Annotated in this window: 23 protein-coding genes; 19 read left to right on the forward strand and 4 right to left on the reverse strand. The window is 56.7% G+C overall.

Annotated features, from left to right (window positions below; genetic code table 11):
• Window positions 1-52 precede the first annotated feature (52 nt).
• A complete protein-coding gene (locus OK412_RS01320; RefSeq protein ID WP_010671441.1) occupies window positions 53-1,477 on the reverse strand; it encodes a PLP-dependent aminotransferase family protein in 1,425 nt (474 codons plus the stop codon).
• 87 nt (window positions 1,478-1,564) lie between these two features.
• Here OK412_RS01320 and OK412_RS01325 point away from each other — a divergent pair, with 87 nt between their 5' ends.
• Window positions 1,565-2,008 carry a rhodanese-like domain-containing protein gene (locus tag OK412_RS01325; RefSeq protein WP_010671442.1) on the forward strand — a complete coding sequence of 148 codons (444 nt, stop codon included), beginning with the start codon at window positions 1,565-1,567 and terminating at the stop codon, window positions 2,006-2,008.
• A 1-nt stretch (window position 2,009) separates the two neighbouring features.
• Here the strand turns inward: OK412_RS01325 and flk are convergent, their stop codons facing one another.
• Both flk and OK412_RS01335 read right to left on the reverse strand, forming a co-directional pair.
• On the reverse strand, window positions 2,010-3,059 hold the full coding sequence (gene flk, locus OK412_RS01330; RefSeq protein WP_010671443.1) for a flagella biosynthesis regulator Flk: 1,050 nt from the start codon (window positions 3,057-3,059) through the stop codon (window positions 2,010-2,012).
• Between the two features lie 203 nt (window positions 3,060-3,262).
• Window positions 3,263-4,162 carry a DMT family transporter gene (locus tag OK412_RS01335; protein ID WP_010257979.1) on the reverse strand — a complete coding sequence of 300 codons (900 nt, stop codon included), beginning with the start codon at window positions 4,160-4,162 and terminating at the stop codon, window positions 3,263-3,265.
• Between the two features lie 97 nt (window positions 4,163-4,259).
• Between OK412_RS01335 and OK412_RS01340 the strand changes: the two genes are divergently transcribed.
• From OK412_RS01340 to hisP, 15 genes are all read left to right on the forward strand, one after another.
• Window positions 4,260-5,039 carry an AraC family transcriptional regulator gene (locus tag OK412_RS01340; RefSeq protein WP_010257982.1) on the forward strand — a complete coding sequence of 260 codons (780 nt, stop codon included), beginning with the start codon at window positions 4,260-4,262 and terminating at the stop codon, window positions 5,037-5,039.
• A gap of 55 nt (window positions 5,040-5,094) precedes the next feature.
• Window positions 5,095-6,228: a 4-phosphoerythronate dehydrogenase PdxB gene (gene pdxB, locus OK412_RS01345; RefSeq protein ID WP_033778724.1), complete on the forward strand. Its 1,134-nt coding sequence runs from the start codon at window positions 5,095-5,097 to the stop codon at window positions 6,226-6,228.
• A gap of 302 nt (window positions 6,229-6,530) precedes the next feature.
• Window positions 6,531-7,538: an aspartate-semialdehyde dehydrogenase gene (locus OK412_RS01350; RefSeq protein ID WP_010257986.1), complete on the forward strand. Its 1,008-nt coding sequence runs from the start codon at window positions 6,531-6,533 to the stop codon at window positions 7,536-7,538.
• Window positions 7,539-7,540: 2 nt separating this feature from the next.
• Complete coding sequence (gene truA, locus OK412_RS01355) at window positions 7,541-8,344, forward strand: tRNA pseudouridine(38-40) synthase TruA (RefSeq protein ID WP_045139793.1); 804 nt, start codon at window positions 7,541-7,543, stop codon at window positions 8,342-8,344.
• 29 nt (window positions 8,345-8,373) lie between these two features.
• On the forward strand, window positions 8,374-9,036 hold the full coding sequence (locus tag OK412_RS01360; RefSeq protein WP_154210337.1) for a DedA family protein: 663 nt from the start codon (window positions 8,374-8,376) through the stop codon (window positions 9,034-9,036).
• A gap of 144 nt (window positions 9,037-9,180) precedes the next feature.
• Complete coding sequence (gene accD, locus OK412_RS01365) at window positions 9,181-10,095, forward strand: acetyl-CoA carboxylase, carboxyltransferase subunit beta (RefSeq protein WP_064690256.1); 915 nt, start codon at window positions 9,181-9,183, stop codon at window positions 10,093-10,095.
• 94 nt (window positions 10,096-10,189) lie between these two features.
• Window positions 10,190-11,458 carry a bifunctional tetrahydrofolate synthase/dihydrofolate synthase gene (gene folC, locus OK412_RS01370; RefSeq protein WP_264352599.1) on the forward strand — a complete coding sequence of 423 codons (1,269 nt, stop codon included), beginning with the start codon at window positions 10,190-10,192 and terminating at the stop codon, window positions 11,456-11,458.
• The gene (dedD, locus tag OK412_RS01375; RefSeq protein ID WP_010671447.1) at window positions 11,448-12,236 is read left to right on the forward strand and encodes a cell division protein DedD; all 789 of its coding nucleotides are present in this window, start codon (window positions 11,448-11,450) and stop codon (window positions 12,234-12,236) included. The genes folC and dedD overlap by 11 nt, the downstream gene beginning before the upstream one ends.
• Before the next feature lie 265 nt (window positions 12,237-12,501).
• A complete protein-coding gene (gene cvpA / locus OK412_RS01380; RefSeq protein WP_003854265.1) occupies window positions 12,502-12,987 on the forward strand; it encodes a colicin V production protein in 486 nt (161 codons plus the stop codon).
• A gap of 37 nt (window positions 12,988-13,024) precedes the next feature.
• On the forward strand, window positions 13,025-14,542 hold the full coding sequence (gene purF / locus OK412_RS01385; protein WP_010258001.1) for an amidophosphoribosyltransferase: 1,518 nt from the start codon (window positions 13,025-13,027) through the stop codon (window positions 14,540-14,542).
• A gap of 112 nt (window positions 14,543-14,654) precedes the next feature.
• Window positions 14,655-15,224, forward strand: a complete 570-nt coding sequence (locus tag OK412_RS01390) for a UbiX family flavin prenyltransferase (protein ID WP_010258003.1) — start codon at window positions 14,655-14,657, stop codon at window positions 15,222-15,224.
• Between the two features lie 259 nt (window positions 15,225-15,483).
• Window positions 15,484-16,266, forward strand: a complete 783-nt coding sequence (gene argT / locus OK412_RS01395; protein WP_010258004.1) for a lysine/arginine/ornithine ABC transporter substrate-binding protein ArgT — start codon at window positions 15,484-15,486, stop codon at window positions 16,264-16,266.
• Window positions 16,267-16,445: 179 nt separating this feature from the next.
• On the forward strand, window positions 16,446-17,135 hold the full coding sequence (locus OK412_RS01400; protein ID WP_010258006.1) for a histidine ABC transporter permease HisQ: 690 nt from the start codon (window positions 16,446-16,448) through the stop codon (window positions 17,133-17,135).
• A complete protein-coding gene (locus OK412_RS01405; RefSeq protein ID WP_010258010.1) occupies window positions 17,128-17,844 on the forward strand; it encodes an ABC transporter permease in 717 nt (238 codons plus the stop codon). Before OK412_RS01400 ends, OK412_RS01405 begins: the two co-directional genes overlap by 8 nt.
• An 8-nt stretch (window positions 17,845-17,852) precedes the next feature.
• Complete coding sequence (hisP, locus tag OK412_RS01410; protein ID WP_010258014.1) at window positions 17,853-18,626, forward strand: histidine ABC transporter ATP-binding protein HisP; 774 nt, start codon at window positions 17,853-17,855, stop codon at window positions 18,624-18,626.
• A gap of 135 nt (window positions 18,627-18,761) precedes the next feature.
• On the opposite strand, the gene OK412_RS01415 is transcribed toward hisP, so the two are convergent.
• Window positions 18,762-19,709, reverse strand: a complete 948-nt coding sequence (locus OK412_RS01415) for a sugar-binding transcriptional regulator (protein WP_179256728.1) — start codon at window positions 19,707-19,709, stop codon at window positions 18,762-18,764.
• Window positions 19,710-19,905: 196 nt separating this feature from the next.
• On the opposite strand from OK412_RS01415, the gene dalD reads away from it, so the two are divergent.
• From dalD to OK412_RS01430, 3 genes are read left to right on the forward strand one after another with little or no spacing between them, the layout of a single operon-like run.
• A complete protein-coding gene (dalD, locus tag OK412_RS01420; protein ID WP_010671449.1) occupies window positions 19,906-21,294 on the forward strand; it encodes a D-arabinitol 4-dehydrogenase in 1,389 nt (462 codons plus the stop codon).
• Between the two features lie 2 nt (window positions 21,295-21,296).
• Window positions 21,297-22,766 (forward strand): xylulokinase, encoded by a 1,470-nt coding sequence (gene xylB / locus OK412_RS01425; protein ID WP_010671450.1) that lies wholly within the window; start codon window positions 21,297-21,299, stop codon window positions 22,764-22,766.
• A 27-nt stretch (window positions 22,767-22,793) separates the two neighbouring features.
• On the forward strand, window positions 22,794-24,074 hold the full coding sequence (locus OK412_RS01430) for an MFS transporter (RefSeq protein WP_182500225.1): 1,281 nt from the start codon (window positions 22,794-22,796) through the stop codon (window positions 24,072-24,074).

The raw sequence follows: 24,074 nt of genomic DNA on the forward strand, positions 1-24,074 counted from the left end.
CGGCCCTTTTTGTTTTACAGCCCATCCGCTTTACCTCGTTCAACCCTCCGTTTTAGCCCTCCCGCTGCAGCAGCCGCAGCAATGTATCGCATCCTGCCACAATCTCGTCAGGCGTCAGTGCGGCAAAGCCCAGCATCCAGCCTTGCTGAGATGAAGGCCCGGCATAGAGCGGACTCAGACGCGGCAGCAGCAAACCCTGTTGAGCCGCCAATGCGCTTAATCGCGCTTCATCCTGTTGCAGTCTGACAGTTACCTGTAATCCGCCGCTGCTGACAATCGGCGTGATCCACGGCGACAGTTGCTGAGCGATTAGCGTCAGCAGCAGATCGCGACGGCTGTGATAGAGCTGACGCATCAGCCGCAGATGGCTGGCGAAATGTCCCTGTTGCAGAAAGGCGGCTGTGACAGCCTGCGGCAGCAGGGCGCTGTGTCCATCCAGCACGCTGCGTGCCTGGCCTATGGGGGTAATCAGCGCGGGCGGGACCACCATCCAGGCCAGCCGCAGGGAGGGAAACAGCGACTTCGAGAAGGTGCCCAGCGTAATCACCCGCTGATGGCGATCCAGTCCCTGTAGCGCAGGGATAGGACGTTCGTCGTAGTGAAATTCGCTGTCATAATCGTCTTCGATCAGCCAGCACCGGTTGCGCTGCGCCCAGTCCAGCCACGCCAGGCGTCGCGTCAGGCTCAGCGTCACGCCGGTAGGATAATGATGCGATGGCGTCAGATACATCAGTTTTGCACTGCCGCTGGCGGGGATGGCACCTTCGGCATCGACCTCAATCCCGCGCACCTGTGCGCCGGCAGCCAGAAAGGCGTTACGCGCACCAGGATAGCCCGGCTCCTCCATCCATACCTCATCACCGGGATCGACGAACATCATTGCCAGTAACTGCAGTGCCTGTTGTGAACTGGTCAGAATGATCACCTGTTCCGGCTGGCATGCCACGCCCCGGGAAAGTGCCAGATAATCCGCGAGTGCGCTGCGTAACGGCAGGTAGCCGCAGGGATCGCCGTATCCCATTGCGGCACTGCCCAGTGAACGCTGCACGCTGCTGCCGAGGCGTCGCCACGTGTCATGGGGAAAAGCGCGTAACTCCGGTGAACCGGCGGCGAATGCATGGGGAAAAGGGGGATCCTGACAGCCACCGGTTGCCAGTACCTGCTGGCCCCGCGCCGAGAAACGGACGGGCTGAGGCCGGGCCGGAAATGATGATGAGTGGGTGGGGATGATGATGGCAACAAAAGTACCGCGACCGGTCTCGCGTCGCAGATAGCCTTCACTTTCCAGCTGTCCGTAGGCCGCTTCCACCGTCACACGTGACAGACGCAGATCCTGCGCCAGCTGCCGACTGGACGGCAACTGCTGACCAGCATGCAGATGGTGCCGGTTGATCGCCAGTCGCAGGGTAGAGCAGAGCCGCTCGCGCACGCCGCCACTGGTCTGATGCTGGAAAAGTTGTAATAACGGTGAAGACATATGGGTCTTATACCTGATGGGGAATGGGTATCAGTAAGCAGTCCACTTTGCCGTAAACTGCAGACTCACCACAACAGGAGAATCGCTATGTCATCGGTTTTACGAATTCCGGCCGCCACCCCGCAGCAAAGCCTCGACTATCTGCAGGCAAAACTCGCTTTTTACACCGACGCCTGGGATCTGGCGGAAGATCTGGGGCGGCAAATCCCGGATATCGTGGTAATCGATGCTCGCGCACCGGAGGCTTATCGCGCCGGGCATATTTGCGGCGCGATCAACTTTCCGCATCGCGAGATGGATGCCACTACCACGGCCCGGCTCGATCGCAGCAAAGTTTATGTCACGTATTGTGACGGCATTGGCTGTAACGGCTCGACGAAAGCGGCCTGGAAACTGGCCTCGCTGGGATTTCAGGTGAAGGAGTTGATTGGCGGGCTGGATTTCTGGAAACGTGACGGTCATCCGCTGACCTGGGGTGATGCACCGGGCGAATGGCCAGTCGCCGCGCCCAAAGCATTCTGTGGTTGTTAACTCAGAGGACCAGCCAGAGCAAAAGGGTGATGACAACCAGAGCGACAAAGAAGCCCAGCAGGGGGCGCTCTGCCAGAGGCTGAATCGCGGGCGGCAGCGACGCAACAAAGGGCGACCAGATCGGCTGCGGTTTAATCTCGCTGGCTGCCAGCGGCTGTTCGAGAAGTTTTTCTGCCCGGTCGGCGCGACGGCTGAACAGGAAGTTCAGCAGATCCTGGGTCTGCGTTACGGTGAGCACCGTCTGCGGCGTGGCCTGGAAACGCTGCTGGCTGTAATCCTCCAGTTGCTGCCGCTCCTGCTGATCAAGCGGCTGTTTCAGGGACGCTTCCAGCAATTGCAGCGTCGGTGCGCTGTGCTGACTCAACGTCTGACGTACCTGCAGATACTGTGTCAGCAGTGGGAAGTGGCGCGACGGGATGGGATCACCGCTGGTCAGATTCACCAGTTTCAGCGCAGCCGTCCACAGCTTACCGGTGGATTCGCCCGTGGCAGCGGCCAGGCGTACCACCTGCTGATTCAGCGTATGGTGCTCGGCAGGCAGCAGCGTGCGATCGCTGACGCGGATCTGCTGCGGCTGAGGAATGGTCATCTGCCCGTTCTGCAGCATCGTCAGCACCTGGCGCAGCTGATCCTGGCTCAGCGCGCTCAGTACGGTCTGACCAAATTGCTGACGGATAAAATCGCTGACGGCCTGACGGTTATTCCCTTTCGGCAGCAGATCGGTGAGCTGGGTCATCAGCTGGCGTGTGGCATGCCCATTTTGCGTCTGCGTAAGGCGGCCATTAAGGTACTGTTCCGCTGCCGGAAAATGACGCGACTGCAACTCCGCTTCACTTTTTACGCCCACTTCATGGCGTACGCCCGCCCACAGTTCAGGCGCTTTAAGATTACTGAGCGATGAGATACGCACGATCAGGCGTTCTAACGTCGTGCGCTGCGCAGGGGAGAGGGGCTGTTCACCGGCCACTGAACCGTGACGCGTTACGCCAGTTTGCGGATTGACAGATGAACGATCGCCGACCGGCACACCGGGGCCGCTGAGTGGTTGCATGGCGGATTCCTTGGGAAAACAGAACAGCGTGGGGTGCGCCGGAAAATGAATAGGCCATGATAGCAAAAGCCCCCGGGAAATCCCACGGGGGACATGCGTTTCGGCGCGAGATTTACGCTTCAGCTGTAGACTCTCTTCACTGCCATCCTCAACAGTACCCTCACTCGCCACAGCCGCTACCCGTAATCTGCCGGCCGCGCTATTCAGGCCTGTGGGTGGCTCACCGGTTTACGGCGGGATAAGGGGGTACGCAGCCGCTGCGCCAGTATCACACCGCCAAGCGTCAGACCACCGCCAATCCAGTGGTAACTGTGTAGTTGCTCATGCAGGAAAATCACCGCGATCACCGCGGTAAATACCGGGATCAGATTCATAAAGATACTGGTGGTGCTGGCACCCAGACGCTGCACACCGTGGATCCACAGGAACGGCGCGATGATCGAAGCAAACAGACCGGCAAAGGCCACCAGCGGCAGGTTGTGCCGGTTAAGCGCCACCTCGGGGGCCAGCAGAAAACCAGGCAACAGCAGTACGACACCAAATAAAATCTGCACATACAGGCTTTGCCAGATTGGCAGCGGCAGCGCCCAGCGGCGTGTCAGCACGCCATACAGCGCATAGGCGGCAGAGGCGGCCAGCATCAGCAGTTCACCTTTGCCCAGACCGTGATTCAGCAGCTGCATCACGTTGCCCTCACTGACCAGCCACACCAGACCGGTAAAGGAGATGATGCTGCCAAGCAGGATGCCCAGCGTCGGCGCAATCCGCAGGATCACCACGCTCAGCAGTACGGTGAGCAGGGGGATGAGGGCGCCGATAATGCCCATAAAGAGTGCGCTGACACTTTGTGCTGCGTAGTAGGCGAGACTCTGATAGAGCACCATGCCGAGCAGGCCAAGGATCGCCAGCCGCCAGAGGTGCGGTTTAATGACCTGACGCGTGCGCCACACGCCGGGCAGCACAAAGGGCGTCAGCACCAGCAGCGCCAGTAACCAGCGGTAGAATGAGATCGCCGCCGGATCGATCGCATCCGCCGAGAGTTTGCTGACAATTGAGTTGATCGACCAGATTATTACCGCAAAGAGCGGGTACAGGAAAAACATGCTGACTCTCCACACGCCATAATGAGGCGCAGTGTACGCTTGTCCGGATTTATTCAGATAGTTAATATCGGACAAAATTAGTTGTGGAGCGGACAGAATGACCCTGAAAGTGATCTACCAGCCGCCCCTTGACGCGCCGCAACTGCGCTACTTTATGCGTTATGAGCAGGCCAATGCCCGCACCGAATATCTGCCGCATGCGCATGCCTGGGGTCAGCTCATTATGGTGAAAAGCCACGTACTGGAGATGCAGGTCGAGGGTGAGCGATTGCTGACACCGGCAGATATTCCGGTCTGGATCCCACCGGGTCAGCTTCACAGTAGCTATAACCATCGTCAGGCACAGTTCCGTACTTTTAATCTGGCGGCTCCGTTATGCGCCGATCTGCCCCGGCGCGCCTGCCTGCTGCTGGTCGATCCCATTGCACATGCCATTATGGATGAGTTTGCTGAGCAGCAAATCGAGCAACCCGAAACGGATGCGCAGTGGCGGCTGTGCGAGGTGCTGCGCGATCGCCTGCAGCTGGCTCAGGTACAGGAGAGTTATCTGCCCACCTCTGACGATAAATTTCTGGCGCCGGTGTTACATGCGCTGGAAGCGCATCCGGGCGATAACACCACGCTGGCAGGCTGGGCGGCGCGGGTCTTTACCACCGAACGGACGCTGGCGCGGCGCTGCCAGCAGCAGCTTCATATGACCTTTGGCGAGTGGCGGCAGCGGCTGCGGTTTCTGCGCGCCATTGTGCTGCTGGAGCAGGGGGAAAGCGTGCAGAGCATCGCCCATGAACTGGGATACAGTTCAGCTTCGGCGCTGATTGTGATGTTCCAGCAACAGGCGGGAACCACGCCCGAACGCTACCGTGCGCGGTTAGGCTAACGCGTCGCTTTGTGCCAGAATAATTGCCTGATATGTAACTGACAGGAAAGCCGTGGTGAAAATTCTGGTCGATGAAAATATGCCTTATGCCCGTGAGCTATTCAGCCGTACCGGCGACGTGGTCGCGGTGCCGGGGCGTCCGCTGCCGGTGGCTGAACTGGCCGATGCCGATGGCCTGATGGTGCGCTCAGTCACCCAGGTTAATGAGGCCCTGCTGGCAGGAAAGCCGGTGAAATTTGTCGGAACCGCCACGGCGGGCACCGATCATATCGACGAGAACTGGCTGCAGCAGGCGGGCATTGCGTTCTCTGCCGCACCCGGCTGTAACGCCATTGCGGTGGTGGAGTATGTTTTTTCTGCGCTGTTGCTGCTGGCGGAACGCGATGGTTTCCAGCTGCGTGACCGCACTGTCGGCATCGTTGGCGTCGGTAACGTCGGTGGGCGACTGCAAAAGCGTCTTGAGGCCTGGGGCATCAAAACCCTGCTGTGCGATCCGCCGCGCGCCGATCGCGGTGATGAGGGGGATTTCCTGTCGCTGGAGGCTGTGACAGAGCAGGCTGATATTCTGACGTTCCATACGCCGCTGTTTAAAGAGGGCCCGTATAAAAGCTGGCATCTGGCGGATGCGGCGCTGCTGATGGCGCTAAAGCCTAATACTATTCTGATCAACGCCTGTCGCGGCCCGGTGGTGGACAACAGCGCGCTGCTGGAGGTGCTGAAAATGCGGCACGATCTTAGCGTCGTGCTGGATGTCTGGGAGCCGGAGCCGGATCTGTCGCTGGCGCTGCTGGATAAGGTCGATATCGCCACGCCGCACATCGCGGGCTACACGCTGGAAGGCAAAGCGCGCGGCACCACCCAGGTGTTTGAAGCCTGGTGCGACTTTATTGGTCAGCCGCAGCAGGTGCCGCTCAGCACCTTACTGCCGGTGCCGGAATTCAGTGAAATCACCCTGAATGGCCCGCTGGATCAGCCAACGCTGAAACGCCTGGCGCATCTGGTGTATGATGTGCGCCGCGATGATGCCCCCCTGCGTAAAGTGGCGGCGAAACCCGGCGAGTTTGATCGCCTGCGCAAGCAGTATCAGGAGCGCCGCGAGTGGTCATCGCTGCAGGTGAACTGCGATGACGCCACAACCGCTGAGCTGCTGAACCAGCTGGGCTTTAACGCAATCATCTCCCCGGAATAGCGGGCGCTGCAGGTCAGGCGCCCTGGCGCGGTTTCCGCACTGAATTAATCAGTGAACGGAAGGCGCGCGCTGCTGGCATGTCTGCATGACGGCGGGTTCTGGGGGGATATACCCAATGGATTTCGGGTTGCATTGAGGCGGCAAGAGAACGAATCCCGATGCGCTTACTCAGGTAAGTGATTCGGGTGAGTGAACGCAGCCAACAAAGATGCAACGTGAAAGACGACGGGGATAAATCTGAATCCCTGGGCGGTGAATATCACCGCCTTCTGTTTTTATGTCATTGTCTGGAGTAAACCAACATGTCTGACGGCTGGAATATTGCGCTACTTGGCGCGACAGGCGCAGTAGGGAACGCTGTACTGGAACTGCTGGCGGAACGCCAGTTCCCGGTTGGTGAATTATATTTGCTGGCCAGCGAAAACAGCGCGGGCGAAATCAAACGTTTCGAAGGCCGCTCGGTGCGGGTCGAAAATGCGGAGACGTTCGACTGGTCACAGGCGCAGCTGGCCTTTTTCGTGGCGGGACGTGACGCCTCTGCGCGCTTTGCCGAGGAAGCGGCCAATGCCGGTTGTCTGGTAATCGACAGCAGCGAGCTGTTTGCGCTGGAACCCGATGTGCCGCTGGTGGTGCCGGATGTGAATCCGCAGGTGCTGGCAGATTATCGCAATCGCAACATCATCAGCGTGGCGGACAACCTGGTAAGCCAGCTGCTGACCGCAATTAAACCGCTGGTGGATGCGGCCGGATTGAGTCGTTTACAGGTGACTAACCTGATCTCAGTCTCCAGCTACGGCAAAGTGGCTGTCGATGCGCTGGCCGGGGAAAGTGCCCGCCTGCTGAACGGTCTTCCGGCCGATGAACACCATTTTGGTCGTCAGCTGGCGTTTAACCTGATGCCACAACAGGCCGACGCAGAAGGCAGCGTGGAGAGTGAGCGTCGCCTGATTGATCAGGTGCGTAAGGTATTGCAGGACGAAGGCTTACCGATTGCGGTCAGCAGCGTACAGGCTCCGGTGTTCTACGGTAATGCGCAGATTGTGCATATCGAAAACCTGCGCCCGCTCTCTGCTGAAGAAGCGCGTGCCGAACTGGCGCTGGCGTCAGATATTCGTCTGAGCGAAGAGGATGAAGTGCCGACGCCGGTCACGGATGCCTCAGGCAACGGCGAACTGAGCATCGGCGCTGTGCGCAACGACTACGGTATCCCCGAACTGCTGCAGTTCTGGTCAGTGGCGGACAACATTCGTTTTGGCGGCGCGCTGATGGCGGTGAAAACCGCTGAGAAACTGGTTCAGGAGTATCTGTAACCATGTCCGATGGTCAGACGCAAAAACTGGCGCTCGGCATCGAGTATGACGGCAGCCATTACTACGGCTGGCAGCGTCAGAATGAAGTCCGCAGCGTGCAGGAGAAGGTTGAGCGCGCGCTGTCGAAAGTCGCCGATCATCCGGTCAGCATTTTTTGTGCTGGCCGCACCGATGCAGGCGTACACGGGACGGGGCAGGTGGTCCATTTCGAGACCACCTCGCAGCGGCCTGATGGCGCCTGGACGCTGGGCGTCAACGCTAATCTGCCGCCGGATATTGCGGTGCGTTGGGTGAAAGCGGTGCCGGATGAATTTCATGCCCGCTTCAGCGCCACGGCCCGACGCTATCGCTACCTGATCTACAATCAGCGTCTGCGTCCGGCGGTGCTGGCGCAGGGCGTGACGCACTTTTACCATCCTCTGGATGCAGAGAAGATGCAGCGCGCCGGGCAGTGTTTGTTAGGCGAGAATGATTTCACCTCATTCCGAGCCGTGCAGTGCCAGTCGCGTACACCGTGGCGCAACGTGATTCACCTCAACGTGACGCGTCAGGGTCCCTACGTGATTGTGGATATCAAAGCCAATGCCTTTGTGCATCACATGGTGCGCAATATCGTGGGCAGCCTGATGGAGATAGGCTGCGGCAATAAGCCGGAGTCATGGATGGCAACGCTGCTGGCGGCGAAGGATCGGACATTAGCCGCAGCCACAGCCCGGGCAGAGGGGTTGTATCTGGTGGCGGTGGATTACCCATCCCACTTTGCGTTACCACAGCCGTCGATGGGACCGTTGTTCCTCGCGGATTAATTCACTTTCAGGACTTAAAAGGGCGCGCCATGGAGTTTCTCCATTTTCTGGTTGATTTTATTCTGCACATTGATGTGCATCTTGCCGAACTGGTTGCACAGTACGGTATCTGGATTTACGCTATTTTGTTCCTGATTTTGTTCTGCGAAACCGGTCTGGTGGTGACGCCCTTCCTGCCGGGTGACTCGTTGCTGTTTGTGGCGGGCGCACTGGCGGCGTTGCCGGGTAACGATCTTAATGTGCATCTGATGGTGGCATTATTAGTGGTGGCCGCGGTTCTGGGCGATGCAGTGAACTACACCATTGGCCGCCTGTTTGGCGAACGGTTGTTCAGTAACCCGAACTCGAAGATTTTCCGTCGCAGCCATCTGGATAAAACCCATGCGTTTTATGCCCGTCATGGTGGAAAAACCATTATCCTGGCGCGCTTCGTGCCGATCGTGCGAACCTTTGCGCCGTTTGTTGCCGGTATGGGCCATATGTCCTATCGCCACTTCGCGCTGTTCAACGTAACGGGTGCGCTGCTCTGGGTGCTGCTGTTCTCCTATGCCGGCTACCTGTTTGGCGATCTGCCGGTGGTGCAGGAAAACCTGAAGCTGCTGATTGTGGGCATTATCCTGGTCTCGATTCTGCCAGGTGTGATTGAAGTCTGGCGTCATCGCCGTCAGGCTAAGCAGCAGAAGCAGCCGTAAGGCTGCGCTCAGGGGTAAGACCAGATTTTTATCCACAGTCTGAACAGGTTGTGGTTTAATGAGCGACATTTACCGTCTGCTGAAGCGGTTTTCAGCAGTATCAAGACGACTGGACCAGGTCAGTTTTAAACAGAAAGGTCATCAATGAGCTGGATTGAACGCATTCTTAATAAAAGCACCGGAACGCCTGTGCGCAAAGCCAGTATCCCGGAAGGGGTCTGGACCAAGTGTGACAGCTGTGGTCAGGTGCTCTACCGCGCCGAGCTGGAGCGTAATCTTGAGGTCTGCCCGAAGTGTGACCATCACATGCGGATGCACGCCCGTGAGCGCCTCGGCAGTGTCCTCGATCAGGGCACGATGGTTGAGCTGGGTAGTGAACTTGAACCTAAAGATCTGCTCAAGTTCCGTGACTCCAAAAAGTACAAAGATCGTCTGATCGCGGCCCAGAAAGACACCGGTGAGAAAGATGCGCTGGTGGTCATGAAAGGTCAGCTGCACAGCATGCCGGTTGTTGCGGCGGCCTTTGAATTTGCCTTTATGGGCGGTTCAATGGGCTCTGTGGTCGGTGCGCGTTTTGTACGTGCGGTTGAGCAGGCGTTAGAAGATAACTGCCCGCTGATCTGCTTCTCCGCCAGCGGCGGGGCGCGTATGCAGGAAGCGCTGCAGTCGCTGATGCAGATGGCGAAAACCAGTGCGGCACTGGCAAAAATGCGTGAGCGCGGTCTGCCTTATATTTCCGTGCTGACTGACCCGACTATGGGTGGTGTTTCGGCCAGTTTTGCCATGCTGGGCGACCTCAATATCGCGGAACCTAAAGCACTGATCGGCTTTGCCGGCCCACGCGTTATTGAGCAGACCGTGCGTGAAAAACTGCCGCCGGGCTTCCAGCGCAGTGAGTTCCTGATTGAAAAGGGCGCGATTGATATGATCATTCGCCGTCCGGAAATGCGCTACAAACTGGCAAGCCTGCTGGCAAAAATGATGAACCTGCCGGCACCGCTGCATGATGGTGAACAGTCCGCTCCGGCGACGACTGAATCGGAAAGCAACGAGGCCTGACAGGAGATAGAGAGGTGCGTCCAAAGCACCTCTTACCAATGCACCGTATACCGCAGCAGCAGCCTGCCAGGTATAAATAAGCAAAACGGGACATATGGACAATCTTCACCTTCCCCAAGCCACGTCGCCTTTGGCCACGTGGCTTTATTATCTTGAGCACCTGCATACTCAGGCCATTGAACTGGGTCTGGACCGTATTCGTCAGGTAGCGCTTCGTCTCGACCTGCTGAAACCCGCTCCTTTTGTCTTTACCGTGGCCGGTACTAATGGCAAAGGCACCACCTGTCGCACCCTGGAAACGCTGCTGATCGCCGCGGGCTACCGCGTTGGCGTGTACAGCTCACCGCATCTGGTGCGCTATACCGAGCGCGTTCGGGTTCAGGGAGAAGAGCTGAGTGAAGCGCAGCACTGCGCCAGTTTTGCGGAGATTGAAGCCGGACGTGCAGATATTTCGCTGACCTATTTTGAATTTGGCACGCTCTCTGCGTTGAATCTGTTCCGCCAGGCGCAGCTGGATGTCGTGATCCTCGAAGTCGGCCTCGGTGGACGGCTGGATGCGACAAACATCGTGGATGCCGATGTCGCGGTGGTCACCAGCATTGCACTCGATCACACCGACTGGCTTGGCCCGGATCGCGAAAGCATCGGGCGTGAAAAAGCCGGTGTGTTCCGGGCGGGGAAACCTGCGGTAGTGGGTGAACCGGATATGCCGCAGAGTATTGCCGTGGTCGCACAGGAAAAAGGTGCGCAGCTGTTGCAGCGCAACCGTGACTGGTCGTGGCATGCGCAGACAGAAAGCTGGTCACTGCGTGATGCGACGGGTGAGCTGAACGATCTGCCGCTGCCGCAGGTGCCGCTGCCTAACGCGGCGACCGCGCTGGTGGCGCTGCGGGTCTCCGGGCTTGAGGTCAGTGAGGCGCAGATTCGCGCCAGCCTGCCGCTGGCGATGCTGCCAGGCCGTTTTCAGACCCTCAGCGAATCACCGCGCGTTATTCTGGATGTCGCCCATAACCCGCATGCGGCAGCGTATCTGGCGTCGCGGCTGGCGGCACTGCCGAAACGCGGCAAAGTGCATGCCGTGGTGGGCATGCTGCATGATAAAGATATCGCCGGAACGCTGGCGGCGCTGGCACCGGTGGTCGATGCCTGGTACTGCGCGCCCCTTGAGGGTCCGCGCGGCGCCAGTGCTGAGCAACTGCTGAACAACCTGTCGCAGGGCGAGGCTTTTAGTTCGGTTGAGCTGGCCTGGCAGCAGGCACGCCAGCGGGCAGCGCCGCAGGACATTGTGCTGGTCTGTGGTTCATTCCACACCGTTGCACAGGTCATGGAATCGATTGAAACGGAGAAAGGACGTGGCAAGTAAGTTTCAGAACCGTTTAGTCGGCACCGTTATTCTGGTCGCCGTTGGCGTGATTGTGCTGCCAGGGCTGCTGGATGGTCAGAAAAAGCATTACAAAGAGGAGTTCGCCGCCATTCCGCTGGTGCCGAAACCTGACGATCAGCAGGACAGCGAAATGGTGCCGCCGGTAACCCAGTCGCTGCCGGCACAGCCGCCGGAAGGCGCGGGCAATGCGGTCAGCAGCAGCAATGGCAATGGCAACGGTAAAACCAACGCTACGGCAGAGCAGGGTCGGACTCAACCGGAAGACGAGAGCGATCCGGTAGTGGTCTCGCCGCCGCCGGTCCATCAGTCTGTGCCCGCACAGACGGTGACGAAGCCGAAGGTCGTTGAGCAGCAGAAACCGAAAGTAACAGAGCAGCCTAAGCAGAAGCCGGTCGAACAGCAGAAGCCAAAAGTCGTGGAGCAGCCTAAACCTAAACCGGTTGAACAGCCTAAAGTGGTCGAACAGCCGAAGCAGGAAGAGCCGCCGAAAACGGCAGAGACGACAGCGCCGGCAGGGCAGGCTTATGTGGTGCAGTTAGGTGCGCTGAAAAACGCCAGCAAAGTGAATGAGATTGTCGCGCAGCTGCGGCTGTCGGGCTATCGCGCCTTTACCGTGCCTTCAACGCCGGTACAGGGTCAGATCACCCGCATTTACGTTGGGCCTGATGCGTCGAAAGCCAAAATGCAGAGTGCGGTTGGCGAGCTGAAAAGTATCTCAGGACTGGGCGGTGTCGTGAAACCCTACAGCGCCCGCTAAAACGGGCGATTGGCGCTGCCGATAGCAGTAACAGGCAGCGTCTTTTACCCCTCAGACAGCGCGTTTAATGCGCGCTGCCGCGAAAAAAATTGACGATTTTCAACGGCCTGTCCGGCTGAGAATCACCCGGGCGATAGCGTTTTTTTTCATCGCCTTTTTTATGGATGCAGAAAAAGAAAACCGCTACGCAAACGTTTTCTTTTTCTGTTAGAATGCGCCCCGAACTGGATGCAGGGGTGCAATTGCACTGGCGCTGGAAGAGTTCATGATCTGGATTGATTACGTCATTATTGCGGTAGTTGGTTTTTCGGCTCTGGTCAGCCTGGTCCGTGGGTTTGTCCGGGAAGCCTTATCTCTTGTTACCTGGGGATGCGCGTTTTTTGTCGCCAGTCATTACTACGCCTACCTTGCAGTCTGGTTTACAGGGTTTGACGACGAACTGGTTCGTAACGGTATCGCCATCGGTGTGCTGTTTGTGGCGACCCTGATTGTGGGGGCCATTGTGAACTACGTTATCGGCACGCTGGTGGAAAAAACCGGCCTGTCGGGAACCGACCGGGTGTTGGGCGTCTGTTTCGGGGCATTGCGTGGTGTGCTGATCGTAGCCGCTTTGCTGTTCTTCCTCGATACATTCACTGGGTTTTCCAAAAGTCCGGACTGGCAACAGTCTCAACTCATTCCCGAGTTCAGTTATATAATCAGGTGGTTTTTTGATTACCTGAAAAGCACGTCGAGTTTTTTACCCCGGTGATGTGACCGGGAGTGCGGCTTAATGAGGAAATGACAACATGTGCGGTATTGTCGGTATCACCGGTTTCATGCCGGTCAACCAGTCGATCTATGACGCGTTAACGGTGCTCCAGCACCGCGGGCAGGATGCCGCAGGCATTTGTACTATCGATGCGCTGAAATGTTTTCGCCTGCGAAAGGCAAACGGCCTGGTCAGCGACGTTTTCGAAGCACGCCACATGCAGCGTCTGCAGGGCAATATGGGGATCGGTCACGCGCGTTATCCAACCGCGGGAAGCTCCAGTGCCTCTGAAGCGCAGCCATTCTATGTAAACTCCCCGTATGGCATCACCCTGGCGCACAACGGTAACCTGACCAACGCCCACGTGCTGCGTAAGCACCTGTTTGAAAAGGGCCGCCGTCACGTTAATACCACCTCAGATTCTGAAATCCTGCTGAACATCTTTGCGCAGGAGTTAGATCGTTTTCAAAACGATCCGCTGACAGCCGATAACATCTTTGCTGCGGTTGCTGCCGTGCATCAGCAGGTGCGCGGAGCCTATGCGGTGGTGTCGATGATTATCGGCCACGGCATGGTCGCCTTCCGTGATCCTAACGGTATCCGTCCGCTGGTGCTGGGCAAGCGCGTTATCGCTGATGGCCGCACCGAATATATGGTCGCCTCCGAGAGCGTGGCGCTGGATACGCTGGGCTTTGAGTTCATCCGTGACGTTGCACCGGGTGAAGCGGTCTATGTGACTGAAGCTGGCCAGCTGTCTACCCGTCAGTGCGCTGAAAATCCGAAAAGCAATCCGTGCCTGTTCGAGTATGTCTATTTTGCACGTCCCGACTCCTTCCTCGACAAAATCTCGGTCTACAGCGCCCGTGTTCGTATGGGCACCAAACTGGGTGAGAAAATTGCGCGCGAGTGGGAAGATCTCGATATCGACGTTGTGATTCCGATTCCTGAAACCTCCACCGATATCGCGCTGGAAATTGCACGTATTCTCGACAAACCCTATCGCCAGGGCTTCGTGAAGAACCGGTACGTTGGCCGTACTTTTATCATGCCGGGCCAGCAGTTACGCCGCAGCGCGGTGCGCCGCAAGCTCAACGCTAACCGCGCCGAATTCCGTGATAAAAATGTGCTGCTGGTGGATGACTCTATTGTTCGCGGTACCACCTCAGAGCAGATCATTGAGATGGCGCGTGAAGCGGGCGCAAAAAGGGTTTATCTGGCGTCAGCGGCGCCGGAAATTCGTTTCCCGAACGTCTACGGTATCGATATGCCCAGCGCCACGGAACTGATTGCGCATGGCCGTGAAGTGGAAGAGATTCGCCAGCTGATTAAAGCCGATGCGCTGATCTTCCAGGATCTGGACGATCTGATCGAAGCGGTTCGCGAAGAGAATCCGGACATTGCACAATTTGAGTGCTCGGTGTTCAACGGCATTTACGTGACGAAAGATGTCGATCAGCAATATCTGGAGTATCTCGAGTCGCTGCGTAATGATGATGCCAAAGCGCTTCAGCGGCAGAACGAAGTCGAAAACCTCGAGCTGCACAACGAAGGCTGATACCTTCAGCAGGCGGGCAGCATAAAACAGGGCGGGAGCAATCCCGCCCTGTTTGTTTTCAGAAACCCGCAGGCCGCGTATGATGGCCCATTGGCTGACATAAGGTTGGAATATGAAACGACTCATCATTGGCATCTCTGGCGCAAGCGGGGTGATCTATGGCGTGCGCATGCTGCAGGTGTTGCAGCAGGTGGAAGAAGTAGAAACGCATCTGGTTATGAGTCAGGCGGCGCGTCAGACGCTGGGACTGGAGAGCGATTATTCGCTGCGTGACGTGCAGGCGCTGGCCGATGTGGTGCATGACGTGCGCGATATTGCAGCAAATATCTCATCTGGATCGTTTAAAACGCTGGGCATGGCGATTTTACCCTGCTCAATGAAAACGCTCTCTGGCATCGTCCACAGTTACAGTGACTCGTTGCTGACCCGTGCGGCTGACGTGGTGTTAAAAGAGCAGCGTAAGCTGGTGCTGTGCGTGCGCGAAACCCCGCTGCATGTTGGCCATCTGCGAATGATGACCACTGCCGCAGAGCTGGGTGCCATTATTATGCCACCCGTGCCGGCATTCTATCATCGGCCTGAAACGATCGATCAGCTGATCGATCAGACCGTTAACCGGGTGATCGACCAGTTTGATATCGAATTATCGGAAGATCTCTTCACGCGCTGGCAGGGTGCATAAAGTTCCGCTGGCGCACTTATTTAGTGCATAAGCGCGCCTCGGATCACTCTTCGTGCATTTGACGCACCAAAAGTTAACAACGTCGCTTTTTCTCTTTTACTTCACTGCTATATTCCCCTCACAAACACAGCGTTTTCGCCTGTCTGACATCACGCTAACAGCGTGGTTAACTTGCAGAACTGGCATGAAACATGCAAATTACTTTGCGCAAACACATCACGAACCACATAACAAAAAGCACTTCACTTGAGGGTAATCTATGAAAAAGCGTGTTCTGGCTCTTTCCCTGATGCTGGGCTTATCCAGTGCTGCCAGCGTCTTCGCGGCGGTTCCGGGTTCAATCCGTATCGGCACAGATCCAACTTACCCACCGTTTGAGTCGAAAAACGCGCAAGGCAAGTTAGTGGGCTTCGATATCGACCTCGCTAACGAAATCTGTAAACGTATTCATACCCAATGTACCTATGTTGAGAGCGACTTTGATGCGCTGATCCCTTCGCTGAAAGCGAAGAAAATTGATGCCATCATCTCCTCACTTTCCATCACAGCGAAACGTCAGGAAGAGATCGCCTTCTCGGAAAAACTCTACGCCGCTAACGCGCGTTTAGTCGCGCCGAAGGGATCGAAAATTGAGCCGACCATTGAGTCCCTGAAAGGCAAAAACATCGGTCTGCTGCAGGGCACCACCCAGGAAACTTACGCCAATCAGAACTGGCGGCCAAAAGGGGTGAACGTCACGCCTTATGCAAACCAGGATCTGGTCTATCAGGATCTGAATGCCGGTCGTATTGATGCTGCCTTCCAGGATGAAGTGCAGGCCAGCGAAGGATTCCTGAAGCAGCCGGTCGGTAAAAATTACGCCTTCGCCGGTCCGGCCGTGAAAGATGACAAGATTTTTGGCGTCGGTACCGGCATGGGACTGCGTAAAGATGACAGCGAACTGAAAGCCGCCATCGACAAAGCCTTTGCTGACATGCGTAAAGATGGCACCTACGACAAGATTGCGAAGAAATACTTCGATTTCAACGTGTACGGCGACTAACCATCCTGTCGCTTTACCCTCTGTGTCCGTTTTGCCGGGTCTGAGCCGGTTCTGCCAGGTGCAGAATCGGGTTCTTTTCCGCTAATGGCGGATGGCATCTGCAACAGAGAGGTAAAGCTAAACTGCCCGTCTCGCTTGCGGGCAGCGTTTCGTTTTCACCCCACGACAGGACCCTCTCGATGCTGTATGGCTATTCTGATGTAATTCTTCGGGGCACGCTGGTGACGCTGGAGCTGGCGCTCACTTCCGTCGTGCTGGCAGTGCTGCTGGGCCTGATTGGCGCAGGCGCGAAACTGTCGCGCAGCCGGCCACTGGCGATGATTTTTGAAGGCTACACCACGCTGATTCGTGGCGTGCCAGACCTTGTACTGATGCTGCTGATCTTCTACGGTCTGCAGATTGTCCTCAACCAGATAACCGATGCGCTGGGCATGGCGCAGTTTGATATCGACCCGATGGTCGCCGGTATCATCACGCTCGGCTTTATCTATGGTGCCTACTTCACCGAAACGTTCCGCGGCGCCTTTATGGCCGTGCCTCAGGGGCAGATTGAAGCAGCAACCGCGTTTGGCTTTACCGGCGCGCAGGTGTTCCGCCGCATTCTGTTTCCGGCCATGATGCGCTACGCGCTGCCAGGCATCGGCAACAACTGGCAGGTGATTCTGAAAGCCACCGCGCTGGTCTCGCTGCTGGGGCTGGAAGATGTGGTGAAGGCGACGCAGCTGGCAGGAAAAAGTACCTGGCAGCCGTTCTACTTCGCCATTGTGGCCGGTGTGATTTATCTGGTATTCACCACGCTGTCAAACGGTGTGCTGTGGTGGCTGAACCGGCGCTATACGGTGGGTGTGAAGAGGGCGAGTTATGATTGATATTATTCAGGAATACTGGAAATCGCTGCTCTGGACTGACGGTTATCGTTTTACCGGTGTAGCTATCACCCTGTGGCTGCTGATCCTCTCGGTCACCATTGGCGGATGTCTGGCAATCCTGCTGGCGATAGCGCGGGTTTCCCCTAACCGGTTTATCAGCTTTCCGGTCTGGCTCTTCACCTACGTCTTTCGCGGCACGCCGCTCTATGTGCAGCTGCTGGTGTTCTACTCCGGCATGTACACGCTGGAGATTGTGAAAGGCACTGAACTGCTGAATGCCTTTTTCCGCAGTGGTCTGAACTGTACGCTGCTCGCCTTCACTCTCAACACCTGCGCCTACACCACGGAAATTTTTGCCGGTGCGATTCGCTCGGTGCCACACGGTGAAATTGAGGCGGCACGGGCGTACGGCTTCTCTACTTTTAAACTTTATCGCTGCATTATCCTGCCATCGGCGCTGCGAACGGCACTGCCGGCCTACAGCAACGAAGTGATTCTGATGCTGCACTCCACGGCGCTGGCCTTCACCGCCACCGTGCCGGATCTGCTGAAAATCGCGCGGGATATTAACTCGGCGACCTATCAGCCGTTTACCGCCTTTGGTCTGGCGGCTGTGTTGTACCTGATTATCTCTTACGTGTTGATCAGCCTGTTCCGCCTGGCGGAACGTCGCTGGCTGGCCCACGTGAAACCCTCTTCATCGCATTGAGTAGAACTATGGCTGACAATAAATTAAGCGTCACCGAATTGCATAAGCGTTACGGTGAACATGAAGTGCTGAAAGGGGTCTCGTTAACTGCTAAAGCGGGCGATGTGATCAGTATCATTGGATCGTCCGGCTCAGGGAAAAGTACCTTTTTACGCTGCATCAACTTCCTCGAAAAACCGAGTGAAGGCAGCATCATGGTGAATAACCAACAAATCACCTTAGTCCGTGACAAAGATGGTCAGCTCAAAGTGGCTGACAAAGAGCAGCTGCGCGCGTTACGTACCAGCCTGACCATGGTGTTCCAGCACTTTAATCTGTGGAGTCACATGACCGTGCTGGAAAACGTGATGGAAGCCCCGATTCAGGTGCTGGGGCTGAGTAAAGCGGCGGCGCGTGAGCGTGCCATCAAATACCTCGATAAAGTCGGGATTGATGCGCGGGCACAGGCAAAATATCCGGTTCACCTCTCCGGCGGTCAGCAGCAGCGTGTGTCGATTGCGCGCGCGCTGGCGATGGAGCCAGAGGTGTTGCTGTTTGACGAACCCACTTCGGCGCTTGATCCGGAGCTGGTCGGGGAAGTACTGCGCATCATGCAGAAGCTGGCGGAGGAGGGCAAAACCATGGTGGTCGTGACCCACGAGATGGAGTTTGCCCGTCACGTCTCCAGCCATGTCATTTTCCTGCATCAGGGTAAAATCGAAGAGCAGGGACCGCCTGCGGAACTGTTCGGCAGCCCGAAAAGCCCGCGTTTACAGCAGTTCCTCAAGGGATCGCTGAAGTAACGGTTAGATGTTAGTTAAGGCGAGGGAATCAGGGCACCGGCGTAACGTGCCCTGCGCAGAATAAGTGCGAGCCGCGTTTGAGATTTTGCGTCATCTCTGCGTTCTGCCCTCGCACTCTGCATCCATGCTGAGATATCACTTTTGCAGTAGCTTCAGCGCCGTATCCTCATCGGTCACCAGTCCCGATACCCAGCCGCCCTGTAATGCGGCACGGATTGCTGGATACTTGCGCTCGCTACCCGCAAAGCCAATAATTTTACGCTGAGTCCGGCTTTCCAGTCGCACGCTGGTCAGTAGCTCATCCGTTTCGCCCCATACCCGCTCACCCTGCTGATTGAAAAAGTGACCGAGCATTTCGCCCACCACGCCGCGCCCATTTAGCGCCTCGACCTGCGCATCTGTGATGAATCCCTCGGCATTCAAAGGACAGCCCGGCATCACTTCGCCAATACCCACAAAAGCCACGTCCGCCTGTAATGCGCGATCAATGACGCGCTGGTAAACCTTATGCTGAACCCACATCGCTTTATCCTCTGGGGTGTCGGCGTATAAGGGCGCTGGGATAAAGAAATACTTACCTTGCATCTTTTCGGCCATCTTCAACGGTACGTCATAGCGAGTACCGGAATCATCCCGCGCGATGGCACCAATCATGGAAACGCAATGATGCTGCGGGCGATCAACCCAGGGTAGCGCATCAATCATTGAGCGCAGGGTTTTACCGGAACCAATACCGAACACCTGAGGCGTTTCCTCATTGATGAATTGTGTCATCACCGCCGCGCCTTCAACTGCCAGCATTTGTTGAATAGCCTCATCATTCAGACTGGCAGATGGCACAACGCGGCACAAATCCAGACCAAACTTCGCCTGTACCTCACGCGCCAGCTGCAGACAGTGTGTGACGGGATGATCAATTTTTACGTTCACCATGCCCATTTCACGTGCACTGGATACCAGCCGCTGCGCTACCTGTCGTGACAATCCCAATGCCTGCGCAATCTCCTGCTGTGTCACGCCTGCGACGTAATACATCCATGCAGCACGTGCGACCAGCTCCTGCTTTTTTTCTTCTCTGCTCATCACGATGTTCCGTCGAATTTGAGGGGACATCTTAACGCCGTGCGGATCGAAAAGCACTAACTGAGCAAAAGCCCGGGATGGGAGCAAAAGTATTATTTGTGACTCGGCTCGCAGAAGGCTCTTCGTAATAGGCACTATGCTACAGGTCATCGGGCAAATGCCCTTAGGTGTGGCAAATGTTTAAATTGAGGCGATTATGAACAACCAATCAGTGTGGATGCACATCGGCGCGGGATCTTTTCATCGGGCACATCAGGCGTGGTATCTGCATAAACTGCGTGAGCAGGGTGATGAAAGCTGGAGCATCGCGCTCGGCAATATCCGTAATGACGCAGTGCCGCTGCTCAATCAGCTCGCGGCGCAGCAGGGAGAATATGTGCTGGAAACCGTGACGCCTGAAGGTAAGCGCGACTACGAAACCATCACTTCGCTGCGCAAAATTTTGCCCTGGGACAGTGATATCAGTGCGTTGATCGAGCAGGGGGCCAGTGCGGAAACGCGTGTGATTAGCTTTACCGTGACCGAAGCGGGTTACTACCTGACGCCCGCGTTTACCCTGGATCTCAATCAGGCAGATGTGAAGGCCGATCTGGGTGGCGATATCCGCACCCTCTACGGTGCACTCAGCCATATTCTGACACAGCGTGTTGCGCAAGGCGGTCCGCCGGTTACGCTGCTGAACTGCGACAATCTGCGGCACAATGGTGAGCGTTTCCGTGACGCCTTCCTGGCGTTTCTTACGGCCAAAGGCGATACCGCGCTGGCCGACTGGGTGCGCACGCAAACCCGTTCACCGAATACCATGGTTGATCGCATTACACCCCGTCCTACTCCGGAGGTGGCAGAACGCGTGCAGGCGGCGACCGGCAAACAGGATGGCGCAGCAGTAATGGCCGAATCTTTTATTCAGTGGGTCATTGAGGATGATTTTATTGCCGGGCGCCCGGCGCTGGAAAAGGTCGGTGTTGAACTGGTGGAATCGGTACTGCCGTGGGAAGAGGCGAAAATTCGCATCCTCAATGCAACACATGCTGCGATTGCCTGGGCGGGCACACTGATTGGTCTGAACTATATCGATGAGAGCACCAGCCATCCGGCGATTTATCAACTGGCTCACGACTATGTGACCCAGGATGTCATTCCTTCTCTGTCTCCCAGCCCGCTTGATTTAGCGGATTATCGTGACGTGGTGCTGGCCCGCTTCAGTAATCCTTACATTAAAGATACCAATCAGCGCGTCGGTGCCGATGGTTTATCCAAAATTCCCGGCATGGTGACGCCAACCCTGCAACAGTGCTACCAGCGCGGTGCGCAGCCCACCGCAACGGCGGTGATTCCGGCACTGTTCTTCCTGTTTATGCAGCGATGGGCCGATGACAATTTACCCTATTGCTATCAGGACGGTGCGCTACAGGTCGATACGCTGCGTAAGCAGTTCGCCAGCGCCGATCCGCTCCATGCGTACCTGAGTGATAGCGCGCTGTTTGCGGAACTGGCATCTGATAAGGCGTTTCATGAATTAGTCACCCGCCGTGTTGCGAGTTTGCAGCAGTGGCTGAAACAGCCTGAACTGGCGGCGGTGTAATTATGTATCTCGGCATTGATATTGGTACCTCAGAGCTTAAAGCGCTGATCATTAATACGCACGGTGAGATTGTGGCGGCTCAGCACGCCACGCTGAGCGTGCAGCGTCCCCATCCCCACTGGGCTGAACAGGATCCTGAATGCTGGTGGCAAGCCTGCAGCGAGGTTCTGGCGGGATTACGTCATCAGTTTCCTCTGGCATGGGCCGCGATTCGCGCTATTGGATTATCGGGACAGATGCACGGGGCCGTGTTGCTGGATGCCGGGGGGAAGGTGCTGCGTCCGTGTATCCTCTGGAACGACACGCGCAGTGCACCGCAGTGTGAAAGGCTACGGAAGAGCAATCCCCGGATAATGGAAATTAGCGGCAATATGATTATGCCCGGCTTCACTTTGCCGAAACTGCACTGGGTCGCGGAAAATGAGCCAGAAATTTTCAGCCGCATCGATAAGGTCCTGCTGCCGAAAGATTACCTGCGCTGGCGTCTTACCGGGCGCTTTGTCAGTGAGCCTTCGGATGCTGCCGGAACGCTGTGGCTCGATGTCTCCCGGCGTGACTGGTCGGAAGAACTGCTGGCCATCACCGGACTGAAGCGTGCCCAAATGCCTGAACTGGTAGAAGGCAGTGCCATAAGTGGACGCCTGCAGCCGACGCTGGCGAGCGAGTGGGGTTTATCTACTGCGGTTACTGTCGCGGGAGGCGGCGGTGACAATGCCGCATCGGCAGTCGGTGTGGGGGCGGTGAATCCCGGTGATGCGTTTATCTCATTGGGTACCTCCGGTGTGATTTTTGTCGTAAACGACCGCTTACGGGCTGACCCTCAATGCGGGGTGCACGCCTTTTGCCATGCGTTACCGGGCCGCTGGCACCAGATGAGTGTGATGCTTAGCGCCGCCAGTTGTCTGCGCTGGTTGTGCAATCTGCTGTCGGTCAGTGAAAGCCAGCTGATGGAGGAGATGGTCCAGCTCAGTGATGAGCAAGTGCGTAGCGCCCCGGTTTTCCTGCCCTATCTGTCTGGTGAACGCACACCACATAACGATCCTGACGCATCCGGTTCTTTCTTCAATCTGCGCCATGAAACCCCGCGCGCCTTGCTGGGCTATGCGGTGGTTGAAGGCGTGGCATTTGGGCTGGCTGATGGGTTGAGTGTGCTCGGCGATGCCAGGCATCACATTCAGCAGTGCAGCCTGACCGGTGGTGGCGCACGTAGCACATTGTGGGCTCAATTGATTGCCGATGTGCTGCAACTGCCCATTGTTACCCATCCCGCCAGCGCATCTGGCGCGCTGGGTGCGGCACGTTTAGCGTGGCTGGCTGATGGCGGCCTTGAGCATGAGGTGTGTCTGAAGCCGGCTGTGCAGGCGCGCTACCAACCGGACGAGACGCGCGGTGCCGTGCTGCAAAAGCGGCTATGTCTGTTCCGGGAACTCTACGTCCAGCAACAACAGGTGCGCAGTTTGCTGCCTGCATAACGACTAACCAGACAGAAGGTAATTGTGATGCAATCGAACGAATACTGGTTTGGCTTACCGAAAAAGATGTTCTGGGGTTTCCTCGCTATCGCAATCTTTATGGCGGGTGATGGCTTTGAAATGGCGTTTCTGTCGCGCCATATCACCGATATGGGCTTTACGCCCGCGCAGTCTGCAGTCGTATTCACCTTCTATGGCTTAGCGGCAGCCCTGGCGGCCTGGGCATCTGGCGTGGTAGCCGAGTTGATCACACCGCAGCGCGCGATGATGATTGGCTTTGTGTTATGGATTGTGATGCATACGCTGTTTATGTCGCTGGGGCTTGGCCTGCGCAACTATCCGCTGATGGTGCTGTTCTACGGCATTCGCGGGCTGGCTTATCCGCTGTTTATCTACTCTTTCATGATGATGCTGGTGCAGGTCTTACCGCGCGAAAAACTGGCGGCGGCGACCGGCTGGTTCTGGGCGATGTATTCTGTCGGCATCGGGGTGATTGGCAGCTATCTGCCAAGTCTCACCATTCCGATGCTGGGGGAAACGGGGACGCTGTGGCTGGCTATTATCTGGGTGGCCTGTGGTGGGATCCTCGCATACTTCAGCCTGCGCAAGGTACCGGTGGATCGCTCTCGTGTGAATTTGCCGATGCGTGACAAGATGACAGAGATGGCGCGTGCCGTGACCATCCTGTTCACCAATCAGAATGTGTTTTATGCCTGCCTGATTCGCATCATCAACACGCTGTCGCTGTTTGGTTTCGCCATTATCATGCCACTGCTGTTTGTCGATCGTCTCGGCTTTACCATCTCTGAATGGCTACAAATCTGGGCGGTGTTCTTCTTTGTCACTATATTTACGAATATCTTCTGGGGCCTCACGGGAGAGAAGCTGGGCTGGATCCGTCAGGTGCGCTGGTTTGGTTGCCTGGGGATGGCCATCTCCAGCCTGACCTTTTATTATCTGCCGCTGTATGCGGGTCATAACTTCTGGGTCGCATTAATCCCTGCGGTAATGCTGGGCATTTTTGTCGCCGCGTTTGTACCGATGACCGCTGTATTTCCCACGCTGGAACCGCATCATAAAGGCGCTGCGGTCTCTATTTACAACCTCTCCGCAGGACTCAGTAACTTTGTGGCACCGGCTATCGCCTCAGTCATGCTGCCGTTCTTCGACATTGTCGGTGTGGTATGGGCCTATACCGGGCTATACGTGTTCGCTGGCGTGCTGACCTTTATTATTCGTGTGCCACAACCGGGGCATACGCGTGAAAAGAAGGTAGTGAAGTCGCGTGTAGCAGAGCAGCGTAACTAA

This window comes from Pantoea sp. JV6, from assembly GCF_025910055.1.
In the GTDB taxonomy this organism is placed as follows: domain Bacteria; phylum Pseudomonadota; class Gammaproteobacteria; order Enterobacterales; family Enterobacteriaceae; genus Pantoea; species Pantoea agglomerans.